Source organism: Micromonospora sp. CP22, assembly GCF_009712475.1.
Lineage (GTDB): Bacteria > Actinomycetota > Actinomycetes > Mycobacteriales > Micromonosporaceae > Micromonospora.
The window spans coordinates 233,538-252,975 of the sequence record NZ_VCJO01000003.1 but is presented as its reverse complement, the minus strand read 5'-3'; the positions used below and the strand labels follow the sequence as shown (position 1 = coordinate 252,975).

18 protein-coding genes and 2 pseudogenes are annotated in these 19,438 nt (G+C 69.3%); 13 read left to right on the top strand and 7 right to left on the bottom strand.

Annotation, left to right across the window (positions count from 1 at the left end; all coding sequences use genetic code 11):
* Window positions 1-295: 295 nt before the first annotated feature.
* Window positions 296-427, bottom strand: a complete 132-nt coding sequence (locus FF096_RS27010; protein ID WP_255456596.1) for a hypothetical protein — start codon at window positions 425-427, stop codon at window positions 296-298.
* 838 nt (window positions 428-1,265) lie between these two features.
* On the opposite strand from FF096_RS27010, the gene FF096_RS07080 reads away from it, so the two are divergent.
* The 10 genes and pseudogenes from FF096_RS07080 (at window position 1,266) to rny (ending at window position 10,448) form a co-directional block, all read left to right on the top strand.
* Complete coding sequence (locus tag FF096_RS07080) at window positions 1,266-1,967, top strand: UdgX family uracil-DNA binding protein (protein WP_155215604.1); 702 nt, start codon at window positions 1,266-1,268, stop codon at window positions 1,965-1,967.
* Window positions 1,968-1,999: 32 nt separating this feature from the next.
* Window positions 2,000-3,139 carry an acyl-CoA dehydrogenase family protein gene (locus FF096_RS07075; RefSeq protein ID WP_155215603.1) on the top strand — a complete coding sequence of 380 codons (1,140 nt, stop codon included), beginning with the start codon at window positions 2,000-2,002 and terminating at the stop codon, window positions 3,137-3,139.
* Between the two features lie 67 nt (window positions 3,140-3,206).
* On the top strand, window positions 3,207-4,583 hold the full coding sequence (locus tag FF096_RS07070) for an MFS transporter (protein WP_375335304.1): 1,377 nt from the start codon (window positions 3,207-3,209) through the stop codon (window positions 4,581-4,583).
* 4 nt (window positions 4,584-4,587) lie between these two features.
* Window positions 4,588-4,788: a DUF3046 domain-containing protein gene (locus FF096_RS07065; protein ID WP_309222831.1), complete on the top strand. Its 201-nt coding sequence runs from the start codon at window positions 4,588-4,590 to the stop codon at window positions 4,786-4,788.
* A 185-nt stretch (window positions 4,789-4,973) separates the two neighbouring features.
* Window positions 4,974-5,825, top strand: a pseudogene (recA, locus tag FF096_RS27160) (recombinase RecA); the annotation flags it as partial.
* Between the two features lie 60 nt (window positions 5,826-5,885).
* A pseudogene (locus FF096_RS27155) lies at window positions 5,886-6,440 on the top strand (LAGLIDADG endonuclease); the annotation flags it as partial.
* A 171-nt stretch (window positions 6,441-6,611) separates the two neighbouring features.
* Complete coding sequence (locus FF096_RS27150) at window positions 6,612-7,112, top strand: hypothetical protein (RefSeq protein WP_275410384.1); 501 nt, start codon at window positions 6,612-6,614, stop codon at window positions 7,110-7,112.
* 9 nt (window positions 7,113-7,121) lie between these two features.
* On the top strand, window positions 7,122-7,907 hold the full coding sequence (locus FF096_RS07055) for a regulatory protein RecX (RefSeq protein ID WP_309222830.1): 786 nt from the start codon (window positions 7,122-7,124) through the stop codon (window positions 7,905-7,907).
* A gap of 583 nt (window positions 7,908-8,490) precedes the next feature.
* Window positions 8,491-8,685, top strand: coding sequence for a hypothetical protein (locus FF096_RS07050; protein ID WP_155215596.1), 195 nt, complete (start codon window positions 8,491-8,493; stop codon window positions 8,683-8,685).
* Window positions 8,682-10,448, top strand: a complete 1,767-nt coding sequence (gene rny, locus FF096_RS07045; RefSeq protein WP_155215594.1) for a ribonuclease Y — start codon at window positions 8,682-8,684, stop codon at window positions 10,446-10,448. Before FF096_RS07050 ends, rny begins: the two co-directional genes overlap by 4 nt.
* A gap of 59 nt (window positions 10,449-10,507) precedes the next feature.
* On the opposite strand, the gene FF096_RS07040 is transcribed toward rny, so the two are convergent.
* The 4 genes from FF096_RS07040 to FF096_RS07025 are packed head-to-tail and all read right to left on the bottom strand — an operon-like array spanning window position 10,508 to window position 13,899.
* Window positions 10,508-11,476: an amino acid ABC transporter permease gene (locus FF096_RS07040; RefSeq protein WP_155215592.1), complete on the bottom strand. Its 969-nt coding sequence runs from the start codon at window positions 11,474-11,476 to the stop codon at window positions 10,508-10,510.
* Window positions 11,473-12,180 carry an amino acid ABC transporter permease gene (locus FF096_RS07035; protein WP_309222829.1) on the bottom strand — a complete coding sequence of 236 codons (708 nt, stop codon included), beginning with the start codon at window positions 12,178-12,180 and terminating at the stop codon, window positions 11,473-11,475. Before FF096_RS07035 ends, FF096_RS07040 begins: the two co-directional genes overlap by 4 nt.
* 36 nt (window positions 12,181-12,216) lie before the next feature.
* The gene (locus tag FF096_RS07030) at window positions 12,217-13,095 is read right to left on the bottom strand and encodes a glutamate ABC transporter substrate-binding protein (protein ID WP_155215589.1); all 879 of its coding nucleotides are present in this window, start codon (window positions 13,093-13,095) and stop codon (window positions 12,217-12,219) included.
* Between the two features lie 57 nt (window positions 13,096-13,152).
* Entirely contained in the window at window positions 13,153-13,899 is a 747-nt protein-coding gene (locus FF096_RS07025; RefSeq protein ID WP_309222828.1) for an amino acid ABC transporter ATP-binding protein, read from the bottom strand.
* A 189-nt stretch (window positions 13,900-14,088) separates the two neighbouring features.
* On the opposite strand from FF096_RS07025, the gene selD reads away from it, so the two are divergent.
* Window positions 14,089-15,078, top strand: coding sequence for a selenide, water dikinase SelD (gene selD / locus FF096_RS07020; protein WP_155215587.1), 990 nt, complete (start codon window positions 14,089-14,091; stop codon window positions 15,076-15,078).
* A gap of 239 nt (window positions 15,079-15,317) precedes the next feature.
* A complete protein-coding gene (locus FF096_RS07015) occupies window positions 15,318-15,797 on the top strand; it encodes a hypothetical protein (protein ID WP_093410236.1) in 480 nt (159 codons plus the stop codon).
* 126 nt (window positions 15,798-15,923) lie between these two features.
* Here the strand turns inward: FF096_RS07015 and FF096_RS07010 are convergent, their stop codons facing one another.
* The gene (locus FF096_RS07010) at window positions 15,924-16,142 is read right to left on the bottom strand and encodes a DUF2277 domain-containing protein (RefSeq protein WP_155215585.1); all 219 of its coding nucleotides are present in this window, start codon (window positions 16,140-16,142) and stop codon (window positions 15,924-15,926) included.
* A 52-nt stretch (window positions 16,143-16,194) separates the two neighbouring features.
* On the opposite strand from FF096_RS07010, the gene miaB reads away from it, so the two are divergent.
* Entirely contained in the window at window positions 16,195-17,712 is a 1,518-nt protein-coding gene (miaB, locus tag FF096_RS07005; protein WP_155215583.1) for a tRNA (N6-isopentenyl adenosine(37)-C2)-methylthiotransferase MiaB, read from the top strand.
* Window positions 17,713-17,776: 64 nt separating this feature from the next.
* Here miaB and FF096_RS07000 read toward each other — a convergent pair whose 3' ends face one another.
* On the bottom strand, window positions 17,777-19,210 hold the full coding sequence (locus FF096_RS07000) for an RICIN domain-containing protein (protein WP_309222827.1): 1,434 nt from the start codon (window positions 19,208-19,210) through the stop codon (window positions 17,777-17,779).
* Window positions 19,211-19,438 lie beyond the last annotated feature (228 nt).

The following is a 19,438-nucleotide window of genomic DNA, read 5'->3' as shown; positions in this document are numbered from 1 at the left end:
GGACCGTGCCCTGACCGACACGGACCGTGCCCTGACCGACACGGACCGTGCCCTGACCGACACCGCTGTGCCCTGACCCGCACGGCGCTGGCATGGCGCGTGCGCGGCGCTGGTGCGGCCGTGCGCGGCTCCGGCGCGGCCGTGCGGGGCGTCGGAGCGAGATCTGGAACGCGAATCTTGGACAATTCCTGTTAGTCGCTAACGGAAACTGTCCAAGATCGGCGGGGCTGACGGAGCAGCGTGCGCTCAGCTGAGACGGGGAGCGCGAGCTGCGGGGCTGTGGGCGTACCTCTGACTAGAGCTTGCGGAGGCCCTGCTCACGGACGAACACCGCACGACGAGCGATCGCGTCGCCCCGGTCGTCGACCTGGTATCCCTCCAACCAGATCCAGCCGTCGTAGGTGGTCAGATCAAGCTTCTTGATCAACCGGAACCGGATGGGCCGGTAGAACTGCGGACTTGCCGCTCGGGTCAGCCACAGCAGATCTCCCGACCGAGGTACGCCAGGCGTTGATGACCGCTGCCGCGTCGGTGAGCTGGGGCAGGCCGAGTCCGGCCGACACCGTGAGCAGACCGTGACGTGGTGGGCGTCGATGACCGACCAGGCGAGCTGGACACGGAAGGGAACCTCAGGCCGGATTCGAGGCAGCGCCAGCGTGCCTCCTCTGCTCGCGGCGACAGAGGACAAAGCGCACCGCCGTCGTCATCCGTCGTCGGTTCCGACCGCCCCGGGTCGGCCCCTCGCGGGGCGGCGGCGCTTCGGGCTGCCCATCCTGCCGGCCGTACCCGGTCGCTGACTGCCGCACAACGTCCACCGGGTCGTGTTGTCTCTGGAACCACTTCATCCGTGCCTCCCGCTGGTGGTGTTGACGAGGCCAAACCTGCCCCGTCGGTCTACTCGCGTCAACGTCGGAATAAGTTGAAGTGATGCAATGATGCGACGCGGCCTATGTTCGGAGATGTGAAGCGGGTAGAGCTCGTGGGTGCGGCGGAGATCCGCGTGATGCTGGGGAACGTATCCCGCCAGCGTGTGAACGTCGTGATCAATTCGAAGGGCTTCCCGGACCCGTACCAGACCCTTGTGATGGGGAAGGTGTGGGACAAGCAGGACGTGGCGCGGTGGCTCGCCGAGAACCGTCCGAACCTGCTCGAAACGAAGCGTGAGGGTATTTCCACGCTGAGGGTGCTGTTCCTGCCGGGTGACTACCTCGTGCGGCAGCGCCCTACTCGGGCATCGTGCTTCCAACGGGTATATAACAGTCGCCATGGCCGAGACCGAGCCCGCACCGGGTGCCCAGCAGTTCATCCCGCCGCAGACCGACACCCTTGACGAACTGCGCGCCGCCGCCACCGGTTGCCAGGGTTGCGAGCTGTACCGGGACGCCACGCAGACCGTCTTCGGCAGGGGTGACGCCAGTGCCCGGGTGGTCTTCGTCGGGGAACAGCCCGGCGACATGGAGGACCAGAAGGGGTTGCCCTTCGTCGGTCCCGCCGGTCGGCTGCTGCGCAAGGCGGTCGACGACGCCGGACTGGACCCGGGACACATTTATCTCACGAACGCGGTGAAGCACTTCCGTCATTTTCTGCGCGGCAGGCGGCGCATCCACCAGACGCCGGACCAGGTGCACATCACCGCCTGCCGACCCTGGCTGGTCGCCGAGTTCGCCCAGCTGAACCCGGAGGTGATCGTGGTGCTCGGGGCGACCGCCGCGAAGGCGCTGCTCGGCCCGACGTTCCGGGTCACCCGCCAGCGCGGCGAACTGCTGCCCTGGCCCGCCGCCGCGCAACACCCGGAGGACTTCCGGCGGGTGCCGGTGGACAGCGCCGGGGAGACCACCGACGCACCACCGGCCCGACTGCTGGCCACCATCCACCCGTCCGCCGTGCTCCGCGCCGACAACCAGGACATCGCGTACGACGGACTGGTCGCCGACCTCACCGTCGCGGCCCGCGCCCTCGCCCGCTGACTCCTCCGCCCGGCGGTGCCACACTTACCGCCATGCAGCAGCACCTCTACGAGTCCGACCACGACGAGTTCCGCGACCTGTGCCGACGGTTCCTCGCCCAAGAGGCCGTGCCGCACCACGACCGCTGGGAGGCCGACGGCATCGTCGACCGTGAGGTGTGGCGTACCGCCGGTGCGGCCGGACTGCTCGGTATGGACGTCGACCCGGAGTACGGCGGTGGCGGGCAACGGGACTTCCGGTTCAACGCCGTCCTCGTCGAGGAGATCGTCAACGCGGGCTGCTCCGGGCTCGGCTTCGGTCTGCACAACGACGTCGTCGCGCCGTACCTCACCGAGTTGACCACCGAGGAGCAGCGCAAGCGCTGGCTGCCCGGGTTCTGCTCCGGAGACCTGGTCACCGCCATCGCGATGAGTGAGCCCGGCGCCGGCTCCGACCTGGCCGGCGTACGCACCACCGCCGTGCGCGACGGGGACAGCTTCGTGCTCAACGGGCAGAAGACGTTCATCACCAACGGTGAGCTGGCCGACCTGGTCATCGTGGTGGCCCGTACCGCCGACGAGGGTGCGCACGGGGTGAGCCTGATCGCGGTGGAGACCGGCATCGACGGCTTCACCCGGGGCCGCCGGTTGGCCAAGGTCGGGTTGAAGGCCAACGACACCGCCGAACTCTTCTTCGACGACTGCCGGGTGCCGGCCACCAACCTCATCGGCACCGAGAACCACGGCTTCTACCACCTGATGGCCAACCTGCCCCGGGAACGGCTCAGCATCGCGGTCGCCGCGGTCGCCGCCGCGGAACGGCTGCTCGCGCTCACCCTCGACTACGCGCGTACCCGGGAGGCGTTCGGCCGTCCGATCGGGAAGTTCCAGCACAACCGCTTCCTCCTCGCCGAGCTGGACACCGAGGTCACCATCGCGCGGACCTTCGTCAACCACTGCGTCGCCGAGTTCAACGCGGGACGGCTGTCGGTGACCGACGCGGCCAAGGCCAAGTGGTGGACCACCGAGTTGCAGAACCGGGTCGCCGACCGGTGCGTGCAGTTGCACGGCGGTTACGGCTTCATGCTGGAGTACCCGGTGGCGCGGGCCTGGCTGGACAGCCGGGTGCAGACCATCTACGGCGGCACCACGGAGATCATGAAGGAGATCATCGGTCGCGGACTGGGGCTGTGACGAAACCCGGCTGCCGATGGCCGGTCGGGTGCGAAAGGATGGTCACCCCTTACCGAGGAGCCTCCTGGTGACCACCGACCTGACCACACCGACGGCGGATGTCGCGCCGATCCAGCGGCGTGTCCTGCGGTTGCTGTTCAGCACCCAGATCGTCGGTGGCATCGGGTCGACCATCGGCATCGCCGTCGGTGCCCTGCTCGCCGCCGAGATCGCCGGCACCGCCGTGGCCGGTCTGGCGCAGAGCGCCGCCGTGGTCGGTGCCGCCCTGCTCGCCGTGCCGGTGACCCGGATCATCAACGGTAACGGCCGTCGGCCGGGTCTGGCGGTCGCGTACGCGGTCGGTGCGCTGGGTGGCGTGTTGGTCGTGCTCGCCACCCAGACCCGCTCGGTCCCGCTGCTCTTTCTCGGCATGTTCCTCTTCGGTGGCGGCTCGGCGGCCAACCTCCAGGCCCGTTACACCGCTGTCGACCTCGCCGAACCGGACCGCCGCGCGCGGCAGCTGTCGCTGATCGTCTGGGCCACCACGCTCGGTGCGGTGGCCGCCCCGAACTTCGCCGCCCTCGCCGACCGCACCGCCCGGGGCTGGGGCCTGCCGGCGCTGTCCGGCCCGTTCGCGTTCAGCGCCGTCGCGTTCGTGCTCGCCGCCGGCGTACTGCTGCTGTTGTTGCGGCCGGACCCGCTGCTCACCGCGCGCCGACTCGCGGCGGCCCGCGCCGGTGAGTCCGCGCCGGGACCGGTCACGCCCGATCCGGCACCGGCCGCGTCGGCGCTCGCCCCGGCCGGCACGGCGGCGGCCGAGCCGGTCGCGACGCCGACTCCGACGGCCCGGCGCGGCCGGGGCATGCGTGCCGCCTGGTCGGTGGTACGCGCCAGACCGCCCGCCCGGCTCGGCGTCGCCGCCGTGGCCGTGGGCCACCTGGTGATGGTGGCGGTGATGGCGATGACGCCGGTGCACCTGCGGGAATACCACTCCGTCGACGAGGTGCTGCCGGTGGTCGGGCTGGTGCTGAGCCTGCACATCGCCGGCATGTACGCGTTGGCGCCGGTGGTGGGTTGGCTCGCCGACCGGTTCGGCCGCCGCCCGGTCATCCTCGGTGGGATCGGGACACTGCTGGCCGCCTGCGCGGTCGCCGGCACCGCCGGGCACCACACTGCCCGGCTCACCGTCGGGCTCATCCTGCTCGGGCTCGGCTGGTCGGCGACCATGGTGGCCGGTTCCACCCTGCTGTCGGAGTCGGTGCCGGACGAGGTGCGCCCCAGCGCGCAAGGGCTGTCCGACCTGCTCATGGGGTTGGCCGGGGCGCTGGCGGGGGCGCTGAGCGGGTTTGTCATGCAACTGGCGGGCTATCCGGTGCTGACCCTGCTCGCCGCGGTCGCGGTGGTGCCCCTGCTGGCGCTAGCGTTGCGTCCGGTGCCGGTGAGCGCACCGGACAGGGAGGACTGATCACGTGCGGCTGACCGACTTCTGGGCGCGCCTGGCCGAGGCGTTCGGGCCGGCGTACGCGACCAGCATCGCCAGTGACCAGGTGTTGTCGGAACTCGGTGGGCGGACCATCGAGCAGGCCCTCGCGGCGGGTGTGGAGACGCATGTGGTGTGGCGTGCCGTGGTCGCCGCCTACCCCGACCGCGTGCCTGCCCGGCTACGCTGAGCAGCCGATTCGTTACTTCCGCGTGTCTCTTGCCGAGTCGTACACCTGTTCGGCTATTGTCCACAGCGGGGTGCTCGTCCACAGGCCACGGCCGGTCGGCTGGTTTTCTGTCGGACCTAGCGCCTAGCGTGTCCCGCGTGACGCGAAGCTCAGGAAAGACGCCGGCGAAGGCAGGGGTGGCAACCATGGCGGCAGGACCTGACCGGGAGAAGGCGCTCGACCTTGCTCTCGCTCAGATCGACAAACAGTTCGGCAAGGGCTCGGTGATGCGGCTGGGGGAGAGGCCGGTCATCCAGACCTCGGTCATCCCGACCGGCTCCATCGCGCTCGACGTGGCGCTCGGCGTGGGCGGTCTGCCTCGTGGTCGGGTCGTCGAGGTGTACGGCCCGGAGAGCAGCGGTAAGACCACGGTCGCCCTGCACGCGGTGGCCAACGCCCAGCGGGCCGGTGGCATCGCCGCCTTCATCGACGCCGAGCACGCGCTCGATCCGGAGTACGCCAGGGCCCTCGGCGTCGACACCGACGCGTTGTTGGTCTCCCAGCCGGACACCGGCGAGCAGGCGTTGGAGATCGCGGACATGTTGGTCCGCTCCGGCGCGATCGACATCATCGTGATCGACTCGGTCGCCGCGCTGGTGCCGCGCGCCGAGATCGAGGGTGAGATGGGCGACAGCCACGTCGGCCTCCAGGCCCGGCTGATGAGCCAGGCGCTGCGGAAGATCACCGGTGTGCTCAACAACACCGGCACCACGGCGATCTTCATCAACCAGCTCCGCGAGAAGATCGGCGTGATGTTCGGATGCATGTCGTACTCGACCAGGGTCACCCTGGCCGACGGCACGCAGGAGAAGATCGGCAAGATCGTCAACCAGCGGATGGACGTCGAGGTCCTCTCCTACAACCCGGTCACCGACCGGGTGGAGCCGAAGCGGATCACCAACTGGTTCAACAACGGTCCGGCAGAGCAGTTCCTCCAGTTCACCGTCGCCAAGTCGGGCGGCAACGGGCGGGCGCAGTTCGCCGCCACCCCCAACCACCTGGTGCGCACTCCGGGCGGCTGGCGGGAAGCGGGCGAGTTGATCGCCGGTGACCGGGTGATGCTCGCCGAGGCTCGCCGCCTCAGCGAGCAGCAGTGGCAGGTCGTGCTCGGCTCGCTGATGGGCGACGGTGCCCTGTCGCCGAACCGTCAGGATCGCTCCGGTGTCATCTTCCGTCTCGGCCACGGTGCAGAGCAGGTCGACTACCTCGACTGGAAGATCTCGCTGCTCGGCAACATCGACCACACCCGACGGGTCGACGCACGAGGCGCGGCGTTCGTCGACTTCACCCCGCTGCCGGAGCTCGACGAGTTGCGCCGCGCGGTCTACCTCGGCGACGGCAAGAAGCACCTCAGCTGGGATTACCTCAAGGCGTTGACCCCGTTCGCTCTCGCCGTGTGGTACATGGACGATGGCTGCTTCACCGCCCGCTCCGAGGGCCCGCAGGAGCGTACGGCCGGCAGCTCCGGCCGGATCGAGATCTGCGTCGAGGCGATGGCGGAGGGCAGCCGCGACCGTTTGGTGGAGCATCTGCGTGACGCGTACGGCATGGACGTGCAGCTGGTCTCCCGAGGCGCCCGGCAGACGGCGTCGATCGTCTTCACCACGGAGTCGTCGGCGAGGTTCCAGGAGCTGGTCGCTCCCTACGTGCCGGCGGCGATGGAGGCCAAGTTGCTGCCGCGCTTCCGAGGCCAGTGTGCCGTCGAGCCGCAGTTCGTCCCGGCGGAGCTGATGCCGGTGCCTGCGCGGATCATCGATGTCCGGGTCAAGCCGAAGACCCGCTCGATGAACCGGTTCGACATCGAGGTTGAGGGCAACCACAACTACTTCGTCGACGGCGTCATGGTGCACAACAGCCCCGAGACCACCACCGGTGGCCGGGCGTTGAAGTTCTACGCCTCGGTCCGGCTCGACGTGCGCCGCATCGAGAGCCTCAAGGACGGCACCGACGTGGTCGGTAACCGGACCCGGGTCAAGGTCGTGAAGAACAAGGTCGCGGCCCCGTTCAAGCAGGCCGAGTTCGACATCATGTACGGCAAGGGCATCTCCCGCGAGGGCTCGCTGATCGACGTCGGCGTCGAGCAGTCGATCATTCGCAAGTCCGGTGCCTGGTACACCTACGAGGGTGACCAGCTGGGTCAGGGCAAGGAGAAGGCCCGCGAGTTCCTCCGGGAGAACCCGGACGTGGCCGCCGAAATCGAGAAGAAGATCTTGGAGAAGCTCGGCGTCGGGGTCGGCGCGGGCGATGCCGCCGGCGGCCCGGAGCTGCCGCCGGTCGACTTCTGATCCTGACCTGTGGCAGGACGACGTGCCCGCACGGGGCGAGGCTGGGATGCCAGCCCGCCCCGTGCGGGCGATGCCACACCGCGTCCCCGGCGGGGCCGCGGCGCGGTCGGGAGCGCCACCGATCCAGGTGACCCGGCGTCGACCGATCCGCAGGAGGCGTCGGCTTCGGGCGTTCCGGCACCTGGCGTCTCCCGAGGCGGAGCCGGTGCCACTCGAAGGGCTCGCGGTCCGGCGCGCGACGAGGGGGCAGCCGCGCCCCGCGACGAGGCCGAGGTCGCTCGGGAGATCTGCCTGCGACAGCTCGCGGTGCGCCCGCGTACGCGTGCCGAGCTGACCGCCGCGTTGGCTCAGCGGGGCATCTCCGAGGAGACCGCCAACCAGGTCCTCGACCGTTACGACGAGGTCGGCATCATCGACGACGCCGCGTTCGCCCGAGCCTGGGTGAGTAGCCGGCACACCGGCCGTGGGCTGGCCCGTCGGGCGCTGGCCAACGAGCTGCGCCAGCGCGGCGTGGACGGCGAGACGGCCAGTGCGGCCCTAAGCGAGTTGGACGAGGCCACCGAGGCGGAGACCGCCCGTGCCCTGGTGGAGCGAAAGCTGCGTACCGCCCGAGGTGAGCCGGACGCGGTGTTCCGGCGGCTGGTCGGGATGCTGGCCCGAAAGGGCTACCCCGCCGGTGTGGCCATCCGGGCAGTGAAGGACGCGATCGCTGCGCAGAGCGCCGAGGCGGCCGAGTTCGCCGAGCAGATCGACGCCGACGCCCTCGCCGATGCCGAAGGTGAAATCGACCGCTGACCGCGTACGCTCCTGGTGCGCTCCGCGTCGACATGACCAGCCCGGATGAATGACATCGGCACTGAAGATTCGTCTTTTTTGCCCTCAGGCGTCCGAGTGTTCATTGGCGGAGGGTGACGATTCAACTTCCCTCCGTCCGGGTGGTTTGATCATCCGTTCTTGACCGGAGGCCGGTTGGGACCTAGCCTCGCCATAAAGGCTCACATTGCCCGACCCAGCGCAGGCTAAGCGCACAACATAGATCCCGTAACAGAACAGCATCACTTTGGCCGGTACCAACGGCCACGTACGTCAGCCCGGACAGGCCGGTCCGGGCTCGCGTGACACTGCACCCGGCCCGCCGACGACCGTCATGGACGTCGGCGGAGGAAGCCACCTCACGGCCATGCGCTCCGGTCGGGCGTCCAGAGTCGCAGGAGCATGCCCACCCCGGCAGGCTGTTGCGGCGCGACGGTTCAGGGGAGGCGCGCCATGGCGAGGCGGCACAGGTTCACCGGAGTTCCGGCATGAGCGAGCGGAGCGAGCCGACCTTGAGGCTCCGTTCGGTGCTGCCCGGTAGCGGCGCGCGGAACGGAGTGCCGGCATGAGCGGCACCCCCGGCCCGGTGGGGTCCGGGGCCACCGACGACGGCGAGCAGAGTTCGGGGCCGCCGGGACACGCTCCGATGTCACCGGCCACCACGGGGGTCGGTCCGGTGTCGCCGGCCGCCACCGGAATCGGTCCGGGGCGGGGCGAGGCCACCGTGGTCGGTGTCGGGTCGGGCGGAGCGGGCCGATGAGCACCTTCGACGTCGTGCTCCTCGTCGCCGTGCTGGTGCTGACCCTCGTGGTGCTCGGCGCGGTCCTGGTCGGGATGCGGATGGTGCGCGGGTTGATGGCGCGCCCGGCACCGGAGGATCCCGCGTACGTCGCGGAGAAGGATCGGCAGGAGCAGTCGCTGGCCGCGCTGCGTACCGCCGCCGACGAGGCCAACAGCACCATCGACGTGGCGAAGTCCGCCGCAGCGGCGGCCCGTGCCGAGGCAGCGGCGGCCAAGGCGGAGGCGAAGGCGGCTCGGGCGGAGGCCCGACGGGTGCTCGACGCCGCCCGCGCCGAGGCGGACACGGTACTCGAACGGGCGCACAAGCAGGCGGAGGCGGATGCCGAGCAGTTGCGCACCGCAGCCCGGCGCAGCGGCGAGCGGGAGGTGGCGGTGCTCGCCGCGACCACCCGGGAACAGGCCGCCGAGGTCGAGCGGCGGGCGACCCGGATGGACGAGCGGGAGCGGCTGCACACCGAGGAGGTGGAGCGGCTGGCGGAACGGGAACGCCAGCTGACGGCGGCCACTGCCGCCCTGGCCGCTCGTGAGGCGGCGCTCGCCGAGCGGGAAGCCGAACTCGCCGAGGCGGAGAACCAGCGGCGACGCGAGTTGGAACGGATCGCCGAGCTGACCGCCGATGCCGCGCGGGCCGAGTTGATCGAGGCGATCGAGGGGCAGGCGAAGCGCGAGGCCGCGCTGTTGGTCCGGGACATCGAAACCGACGCGAGGGCCACCGCCGAGCAGCGGGCCCGGCACATCGTGGTCGACGCCATCCAGCGGGTGGCCAGCGAGCAGACCGCCGAGAGCGTGGTCAGTGTGCTGCACCTGCCGGGCGACGAGATGAAGGGGCGGATCATCGGCCGGGAGGGCCGGAACATCCGGGCCTTCGAGTCGGTCACCGGGGTCAACCTGATCATCGACGACACTCCCGAGGCGGTGCTGCTGTCCTGCTTCGACCCGGTACGCCGGGAGGTGGGCCGGTTGACGCTGGAGAAGCTGGTGCTGGACGGCCGGATCCATCCGCACCGCATCGAGGAGGTGCACGAACTGGCCCGCCAGGAGGTGGACCAGCTCTGCCACCGGGCCGCCGAGGACGCCCTGGTGGAGGTCGGCATCACCGAGATCCATCCGGAGCTGGTGACCCTGCTGGGCCGGTTGCGCTACCGCACGTCGTACGGGCAGAACGTGCTCAAGCACCTGGTGGAGACCGCGCACATCGCCGGGGTGATGGCCGCCGAGCTGCGGCTGGACGTGCCGTTGATCAAGCGGTCGGCGTTCCTGCACGACATCGGCAAGGCGCTCACCCACGAGGTGGAGGGCAGTCACGCCATCATCGGCGCGGACGTGGCCCGCAAGTACGGCGAGAGCGAGGACGTGGTCCACGCCATCGAGGCGCACCACAACGAGGTGCCGCCGCAGACCGTGGAGGCGGTGCTGACCCAGGCGTCCGACGCCTGCTCGGGCGGGCGGCCCGGTGCCCGGCGGGAGAGCCTGGAGGCGTACGTCAAGCGGCTGGAGCGGATCGAGGAGATCGCCGCCGGGAAGCTCGGGGTGGAGAAGGTCTTCGCGATGCAGGCGGGCCGGGAGATCCGAGTGATGGTCAAGCCCGACGACGTCGACGACATCGGCGCGGCGGTGCTGGCCCGGGACGTGGCCAAGCAGATCGAGGAGGAGCTGACCTACCCCGGTCAGATCCGGGTGACCGTGGTCCGCGAGTCCCGGGTCACCGAGATCGCCCGCTGAGGCAAACAGAAGGCCGGCCCGGAAGTCACCGGGCCGGCCTTCTTGTCACCTCTGGTGGCTCAGATACCGCCGGTGCCCTCGGCCTGCGCCGTGAGCGTGGCCGGCGGTGGGTTCTGGGCGGGCGTCCCGGCGGTCTTGCGGCCGCGGGAGAGCCGGTGCTGGACGTACTGGGCCAGCTTCGACAGCGAGTAGTTGACCAGGATGAACATCAGACCGATGACGATGTAGACCTGGATCGGGTTGTCCAGCACACCGATGATCTGCTTACCGATGTTCAGGGTCTCCTCGTAGCTGATGATGAAGCCCAGCGAGGTGTCCTTGAGGACCACCACGAGTTGGCTGATCAGGGCCGGCAGCATGATCCGGAACGCCTGGGGCAGCAGGATCAGGCGGGTGGTCTGCAACGGCGAGAGACCGATCGCGGCGGCGGCCTCGGCCTGCCCGTTGGGCAGGCCCTCCATGCCGGAGCGGAGGATCTCGGCGATCACCACGGAGTTGTAGATGGTGAGGCCGATGACCAGGTACCACAGCGTTTCGAAGGAGATGCCGAACTCGGGGAAGCCGCGAGCCACGAAGAAGATCGTGATGACGACCGGCAGCCCTCGGAACACCTCGACGCAGATCCGGGTGATCGCGGAGAGCACGGTGGTGAGCCCACGTGCCAGGTACGACATCGGGGCGGCCAGACCGGTGAACCGGCGGCGGCCGAGGTGCTTGAGCTGGATCCTCAGCACGGCCAGCAGGGTGCCGACCACGAGCGAGGAGAGAATGGCCAGTGCCGCTGCGATCAGGGTGTTTTTGAACCCGTAACCGATGCGGTCCCACACCTGGGAGAAGTACTCGTTCGAGGGGTCGACCAGCGGACCCCACAGGTCCATCGAGAACTGGCCCTTTTCCTCGAGCGGGCGGTAGACCAGGAAGTACGCGCCGGCGATCAGGACGAACGTGGCCGCGATGCTGCTGATCAGCGTGATCCGGCGTTGGCGGGGCCCGGGTACGTCGTAGAGAACGCTGCTCTGCTGGTTCATCGGGCCACCGCCTGTCGCTTCTCGATGTGGTCCAGCAGGGCGCCGAGCGGCACTGTCATGATCAGATATCCGATCGAGATGCCGATGGCGACGGGTACGAAGGCATGACCCTCGGCCGAGGTGAGCTGGTCGGCGGTCTGGGAGAGGTCACCCACCACGCCGAAGAAGCCGACCAGCGCGGAGTTCTTGATCATCGCGATGATCACGGAACCCAGCGGCACCACGGATGCCTTCCAGGATTGTGGCAACACCACGTAGCGCAGGTTCTGGCCGAACGTGAGCCCGAGTGAACGGGCGGCCTCCGCCTGTCCGGCGGGGACGGCGTTCACTCCCGAACGCAGCGCCTCACAGACGAAGGCGGCGGTGTAGAGGACCAGGGCGATCAGCGCGAACCGGAAGTACGGCAGATCGGTGCCGAGCCGGCTGAAGATCAGGTCAAGGCCGGGGATGCGGAGGAAGTCCGCGTTGGAGCCGAGCGCCGGCAGGCCGAACGCGGCGAAGAACATCACCACGGTCAGTGGCAGGTTCCGGAAGATGTTGACGTAGCCGGTGCCGACGGCGCGCAGCGGCGGTACCGGCGAGATCCTCAGTACCGCCACGACGGCACCCAGGATCAGGGCGCCGATCGCGGCGAGGAGGCAGATCTGGAGGGTGAGCCAGAACCCGCCCGCGAAAACGTCGAACTTGTCGATGAGCACATTCACGGGTCGGACTTCCTCCCCACCCTCCAGATCCGTAAATCAGTAGCGGTTGACGGCCGGTGCCTCGCCCAGTTCGGCACCGAACTTACCGGCGGTGTCGTCCCAGGCCTTCTTCCAGCTGCCGTCGGCGTACGCCTTCTCCAGCGTGTCGTTGATGAAGTCGCGGAAGGCGGTGTCGTCCTTCTTGACGCCGATGCCGTACGGCTCCTTGGTGAAGTTGTCACCGGCGAGCTGGAACGACTCCTCGTCCTTGGCGATGTAGCCGAGCAGGATCACGTTGTCCGTGGTGACGGCGTCGACCTGGCCGCCCTTGAGGGCGTCGCGGCACTTGTCGTAGGTGTCGAAGAGCACCAGCTGGGAGCCGACGTCCTTGACGTACTTCTTGATCTCCTCGGCCGGGGTGGAGCCGGTGACGGAGCAGACCTTCTTGGCACCGTCCTGGAACGACTCCGGTCCGGTGATGCTGGTGTCGCCCTTCTTCACCATGATGTTCTGCCCGGCCTCGTAGTACGGGCCGGCGAAGGCGATGCGCTCCTTGCGCGCGTCGTTGATCGTGTAGGTGGCCACGACCATGTCGACGGTGCCGTTGACGATCACGTCCTCGCGGACCTTCGAGGGGGTCTCCACCCACTCGATCTTGCTCTCGGGGATGCCGAGTTCCTTGACGATGATCTTCGCGACCTCGACGTCAAAGCCCTCAGGGCTGTCGGAGAGGCCCTTCTGGCCGAAACCGGGCTGGTCGAACTTCGTGCCGACCTTGATGGCCTGCGCCTTGTTCAGCCGCTCCATGGTGCTGCCGGCGGGGAAGGACTTGTCGCCCGAGCCGGTGTCGTCCCCAGCGTCGTCCCCGCCACAGGCGGTCACGCCGAGCGCGAGGGTTGCGGCTGCCGCGAGCGCCGCAATGCGCGAAATACGCATACTCATCTCCTTCTTCGTCGGAGCGCGCCACGGTACGGCGTGCTCCCTCGTCAATCGCTAGTGGGTGAGGATTTTGGAGAGGAAGTCCCGGGCCCGCTCGCTGCGTGGATTGGCGAAGAACTCGGTCGGAGGTGCGTCCTCGACCAGTTGTCCGTCGGCCATGAAGATGACCCGGTTGGCCGCGTGCCGCGCGAACCCCATCTCGTGGGTGACCACGACCATGGTCATGCCGTCGCGGGCGAGGGAGGTCATCACGTCCAGCACCTCGCCGACCATCTCCGGGTCCAGCGCGCTGGTCGGCTCGTCGAAGAGCATCGCCTTGGGCTGCATGGCCAGCGCTCGGGCGATCGCGGCGCGCTGCTGCTGGCCGCCGGAGAGCTGGGCTGGGTACTTGTCGGCCTGGTTGGCGATGCCGACCCGGTCGAGCAGGGCCAGGCCCCGCTCACGGGCCACCGCCGGCTTCTCCTTGCGGACCTTGACCGGGCCGAGGGTGACGTTCTCCAGGATCGTCTTGTGCGCGAAGAGGTTGAACGACTGGAACACCATGCCGACCTCGCTGCGCAGCTTGGCCAGGGCCTTGCCCTCGGCCGGCAGCGCCTGACCGTCGAAGGTGATGGTGCCGGAATTGATCGGCTCCAGCCGGTTGATGGTGCGGCACAGCGTCGACTTGCCGGAGCCGGACGGGCCGATCACCACGACCACCTCGCCCCGTCCCACCGACAGCGAGACGTCGTCGAGAACGTGCAACGGCCCGAACCATTTGTTGACCGAGTCCAGCACGATGAGCGGTTCGCCCGTCGCCACGTCGTCTGTCCTCCTCGTCGCTGTCGGGAGTCGGTCGACCCCCGGTAGCGGCCACTGTAGGCGGGGTGACGTGGCGGAACACAACCTAGATGGTCACGGAGCGGTAACACCATCGACGATCCGACTCGGACGTCCGATTTTGACCCGTGCGGCTGGCACTCCGGCCCCCGTGACATAGATCATGGTGGGATGACGGAGCCCGTTCGGCTGACCCGGTACGCCCGTGGCGGCGGCTGCGCCTGCAAGATCCCGCCAGGTGAGCTGGAGGCGATGGTCGCCGGTCTCGGACCCGCCGCCGGCACCGCCGAACTGTTGGTCGGGCTCGACCACGGCGACGACGCCGCGGTGGTCCGGCTGGACGAGCGCAGCGGCGTGGTCACCACCGCCGACTTCTTCACACCGGTGGTCGACGACGCGTACGACTGGGGCCGGATCGCCGCCACCAACGCCCTGTCCGACGTGTACGCGATGGGCGGCGACCCGCTGGTCGCGCTCAACCTGCTCTGCTGGCCACGGGACGTGCTCCCGCTGGAACTGGCCCGGGAGGTGCTGCGTGGCGGCCTGGACGTGGCCCGCGCGGCCGGTTGCCACCTGGCCGGCGGGCACAGCGTCGACGACGACGGCCCGAAGTACGGCCTGGCGGTGACCGGGTTGGTCCGGCCGGAGGAGTTGATCACCCTGGACGCCGGGCGGGCCGGGCTGCCGCTGTCGCTGACCAAGCCGCTCGGCGTCGGCGTGCTCAACACCCGCCACAAGAGCACCGGGGAGAGCTTTCCGGAGGCGGTGGCGACGATGACCACCCTGAACCGGGACGCCGCGCGCGCGGCGGTGGCGGCCGGTGTGCGCTGCGGCACCGATGTGACCGGCTTCGGTCTACTCGGCCATGCCGCGAAGCTGGCCCGGGCGAGCCGGGTGACCGTGGTGATCGACACCGCCCGGGTGCCGTACCTGGCCGGTGCCCGCGAGGCGGTCCGTGACGGGTTCGTCAGCGGTGGTTCCCGCCGCAATCTGGAGTGGGTGACCCCGTGGGTCGATGCCGGCACAACCACCGAGGAGGAGCGGCTGCTGCTGGCCGACGCGCAGACCTCCGGCGGGCTGCTGGTGGCGGGTGAGATCCCGGGTGCCCCGGTGATCGGTGAGCTGCGGCCGGGTGGCGAGCACCGGATCGTTCTGCGCTAGCTCGGCGTCCTTCCGGATGTGAGCCCGAGACGTGAGGCCGCGTGCCGTTGTGTGGGAACGCGCACCATACCCGATAAACTGTCATCTTCCCGCTACCCGGAGCGATGATGCTCGGGGAAATTTGGGCCAGAATGGTCACAGACCGGTAACTTGCCCACGCCTGGGGGCAAATGCCCCGCACCATCGTCGGTAAGGCCCGATCCGGAGGCCGGTGGGGACGAGCACAGCGAGGAGACGGCATGACCGAGCTGTGGAACTGGAGAATCGACCAGGTACGACCCGTGGAGGTCTACCCGGCGTTGGCCGACGCGCTCGGTCGGGTGGTGATGCCGCTGGCGGTGGCGGATCCACTCCGGCTACCGACGTACGCGGTGGTCTGCGACGTCTGGCAGGCGCCGGGGGAGTTCGCCACGATCGTGGACTGCTACGGCGTACCGGACGAGCTGCCCGAACTGCCCAGCATCGCGGCGCTGGCCCGACTGCTCGGTCGAAACTGCCTACTGCGTGACGACACGCTCGACGACACCCGGCACCTGCTGGTCGCGCCCGACGGCAGCATCCGCCCGGTCCACTTCGACGTGCGGGAGACCGACGACGGCGAGGTGCTCAGCGACCGGCGGCTGTGCACCGAGGCCGACCCGCGCTGCCGGGGCTGGTCGCGGTGTCACCGCTCCCGCTGGGCCCCCGACTCGGTCAACCCCGCCCTAGCCGCCGCCTGAGGTGTAAGGAAGGGCACCTTATTAACGCCTGGCGCATAGAAAGGGCACCTTATTAACGCGCGCAAGGGACCGGACGTTAACAGGGGACCCTTCCTCTACCGCAGGCGTTAACAAGGTGCCCTTCCTTCACGCCTGGCGTGCGCTGCGCACGACCAGATCGTCGAGCAGGGTGCGGGTGGCGGCGGCCACCGCGTTCACCGCGGCGTCGAACGCCTCGGCGTTGTGCGCCGCCGGTGCCCGGAACCCGGAGATCTTGCGGACGTACTGCAACGCGGCGGCCCGCACGTCCGCGTCGGTGACCTCAGGGGTGTACGGCTCGCGCAGGGTCTTGATGCTGCGGCACATGGCTTCTCCTCGTTCCGTCGGATTCCTCGGACCCGGCTACGCTGTGCACGTCATGACTACCGCAGCGGCGGGCAGCCCGCGCACCTACCAGGTGCGCACCTACGGCTGCCAGATGAACGTGCACGACTCCGAGCGCATTTCCGGCCTGTTGGAGCAGGCGGGGTACGTCCGCGCCGGTGAGGCCGACGACACCCCCGACGTGGTGGTGTTCAACACCTGCGCGGTCCGCGAGAACGCGGACAACCGACTCTACGGCAATCTCGGTCACCTGCGTCCGGTCAAGAACCGGCACCCGGGGATGCAGATCGCCGTCGGCGGTTGCCTCGCCCAGAAGGACCGCGGTGACATCGTGCGCCGTGCGCCCTGGGTGGACGTGGTCTTCGGCACGCACAACATCGGCTCGCTGCCGGTGCTGCTGGAGCGTGCCCGGCACAACGCCGCGGCCGAGGTGGAGATCCTCGAATCCCTCGACGTCTTCCCGTCGACCCTGCCCACCCGGCGGGAGTCGACGTACGCGGGCTGGGTGTCGATCTCGGTGGGCTGCAACAACACCTGCACCTTCTGCATCGTGCCGTCGCTGCGCGGCAAGGAGAAGGACCGCCGGCCCGGCGACATCCTCAGCGAGGTCCGCGCGCTCGTCGACGAGGGCGTGCTGGAGGTGACCCTGCTCGGGCAGAACGTCAACTCCTACGGCGTCGAGTTCGGTGACCGTTACGCCTTCGGCAAGCTGCTGCGCGCCTGTGGTGAGATCGACGGGCTGGAGCGCGTCCGGTTCACCAGCCCGCACCCGAAGGACTTCACCGACGACGTGATCGCGGCGATGGCCGAGACGCCGAACGTCTGCCCCTCGCTGCACATGCCGTTGCAGTCCGGCTCCGACGACGTGCTGCGCGCGATGCGCCGGTCGTACCGCTCGGACCGGTATCTGGGGATCATCGAGAAGGTCCGGGCCGCCATGCCGGACGCGGCGATCACCACCGACATCATCGTCGGCTTCCCCGGCGAGACCGAGGCGGACTTCGAGCGCACCCTGGATGTGGTCCGCGAGGCACGGTTCTCCTCCGCGTTCACCTTCCAGTACTCCAAGCGCCCCGGCACACCCGCCGCGACCATGGACGGCCAGCTGCCCAAGCAGGTCGTGCAGGAGCGCTACGAGCGGCTGGTCGCCTGCGTCGAGGAGATCAGCTGGGCGGAGAACAAGAAGCTGGTCGGGGAGACCGTCGAGGTGTTGGTCGCCGTCGGCGAGGGCCGCAAGGACGAACGGACCGGCCGGATGTCGGGTCGGGCCCGGGACGGCCGTCTGGTGCACTTCGCCACCGGTGGTGCCGGCGAGCCGGGGGCCGCCGGGACGATCCGTCCCGGCGACATCGTGCACACCACGATCACCTATGCCGCGCCGCACCACCTCAACGCCGACGGCGCGCCGTTGTCACACCGTCGGACCCGGGCCGGTGACGCGGCCGAGGCGGGTCGTTCACCGCGTACCCCCGGGGTGTTGTTGGGGCTGCCGACGATCGGCGCGCCGGCTGCCGCGCCCGCGCCCACGACGGGCTGCGCGGCCACCCACTGAGCGTCGGTGGCGCGCCCCGGGTCTGCCCGGTCGGGGCCCGTCGCCGGGCCCCGACCGGTAGGGGTCAGACCGAGATCCGACCGGCGCCCGCGCCGCCCGTCACGATCGATTTGACGTTGCTCGGGGTGTCCAGGGTGTACGAGTAGGGGATGCCGGCGACGCTGCCGCCGGTCTGCCCGCTGCCGGAGTTGACGAAGTGGTTGTTGCGGGCCACCAGTGAACCCGGGCCGGAGCTGCCCTCGCCCAGGTGGTACGGGTCGGGCGTGTTCTCGAAGTAGTTGCCCTCGACCAGCACCCCGGCGTTCATCGTGGACGCCACGCCGTAGCCGCGCACGTTGCTGTAGTAGTTGTTGTAGACGTGCACCGGGTTGCCGAAGCGGACCCGGGGGTGGCGCTGGTTGCTGCCGTCGAACCAGTTGTGGTGGTACGACACCCGCAGCCGGCCGACGTCCTGGCTGGCGTTGCTGTCGCTGTGTCCGAGCAGCATCGACTTGTCGTGGCCGTAGACCCGGTTCCACGACACGGTGATGAAGTCCGAACCGCGCTTGATGTCGACCGCGCCGTCGTAGCCGGCGGTGAAGGTGTTGTGGTCGATCCAGATGTTGGTGGCCGACTGCTCCACGTTGATCGCGTCGTCGCTCCAGTTCCGGAAGGTCAGGTTCCGGATGATGACGTTGCGGTCACCGTTGATGGTGAAGCCGCAGCCGACGATCGTGGCACCGGAGTTGCCGAGGATCGTCTTGTTGGAGCGCACCCGCAGCATTCCCGAGCAGTTGATGGTCCCGGAGACCCGGATCACCGCCGCGCTGGAGGAGTTGAGCGCGCTGGTCAGGGCCGAGGCGTTGGTGACCGTGGTGGTGCCGGCGTTACCGCCGCCGGTGGTGCCGCCGTTCTGGGTGGCCCAGCCGACCAGACCGGTCTGCGGGCCCGGATTCGGCGGGGGAGTGCTGCCGCCACCCAGCCGGATCAACTGCCACCGCTGGTTGGCGCCGTCCAGGTCGGCGTACTGTGAGATCATCGCTCCGTCGGCGGTGGACCACTCCCACAGGTCGAGCGCCTTGTTGCTGTGCCGGTTGACGAACCGGACGTCGCCGTTGGCGGAGTCGGCGAGCCGCCAGTGCTGCTTGGTGTCGCTGCTCGCGGTGACCTGGGTGACCTGCACCCCGTCGTTCGAGTTGGGCACCGTCACGACCTTGCCGGAGTGCCGGTTGCGCAGCTGGTAGTAGCCGCTGCCCACGTCGACGAACTGGAACTGCTGGTTGTTGGCGTCGGTCCGGTTGAACTGCCGGATCTCGCCGCCGTCGTTGGTGGACCAGTTCCAGAGGTCCATGGCCTTGCCACTGTGACGGTTGACGAACACGTAGTAGGCGCCGGTGTCGACGGTCGCCGCAGCGGCCGGGGCGACGGTCACCGCGACTGCGGCGGCGGGCAGCGCGACGGCGGTCGCGGCCAACACCGCCAACCGTCGGGTCAGGCGCGGCTTGACGTCTGCAAGCACGGTCGTTCTCCTCATCGTCGGTAATGGGACGGATCGGTGGCGGAGCGACGCATCGTGGGGCCGGCCCGGACCGGTCCGTGACGTGGGCGGCCACGGCGACCGCCGGGTGGCGCGGTCGTGGCGGACCCCGGATGCGTCATCTGGTGTGGTCAGCAGGGGGTGCGCCGCGGCGGTGAAGCTGCCGTGCCCGGCGGCAGCGATGCCGTGGCGGTCGCAGGATGCGCCCTG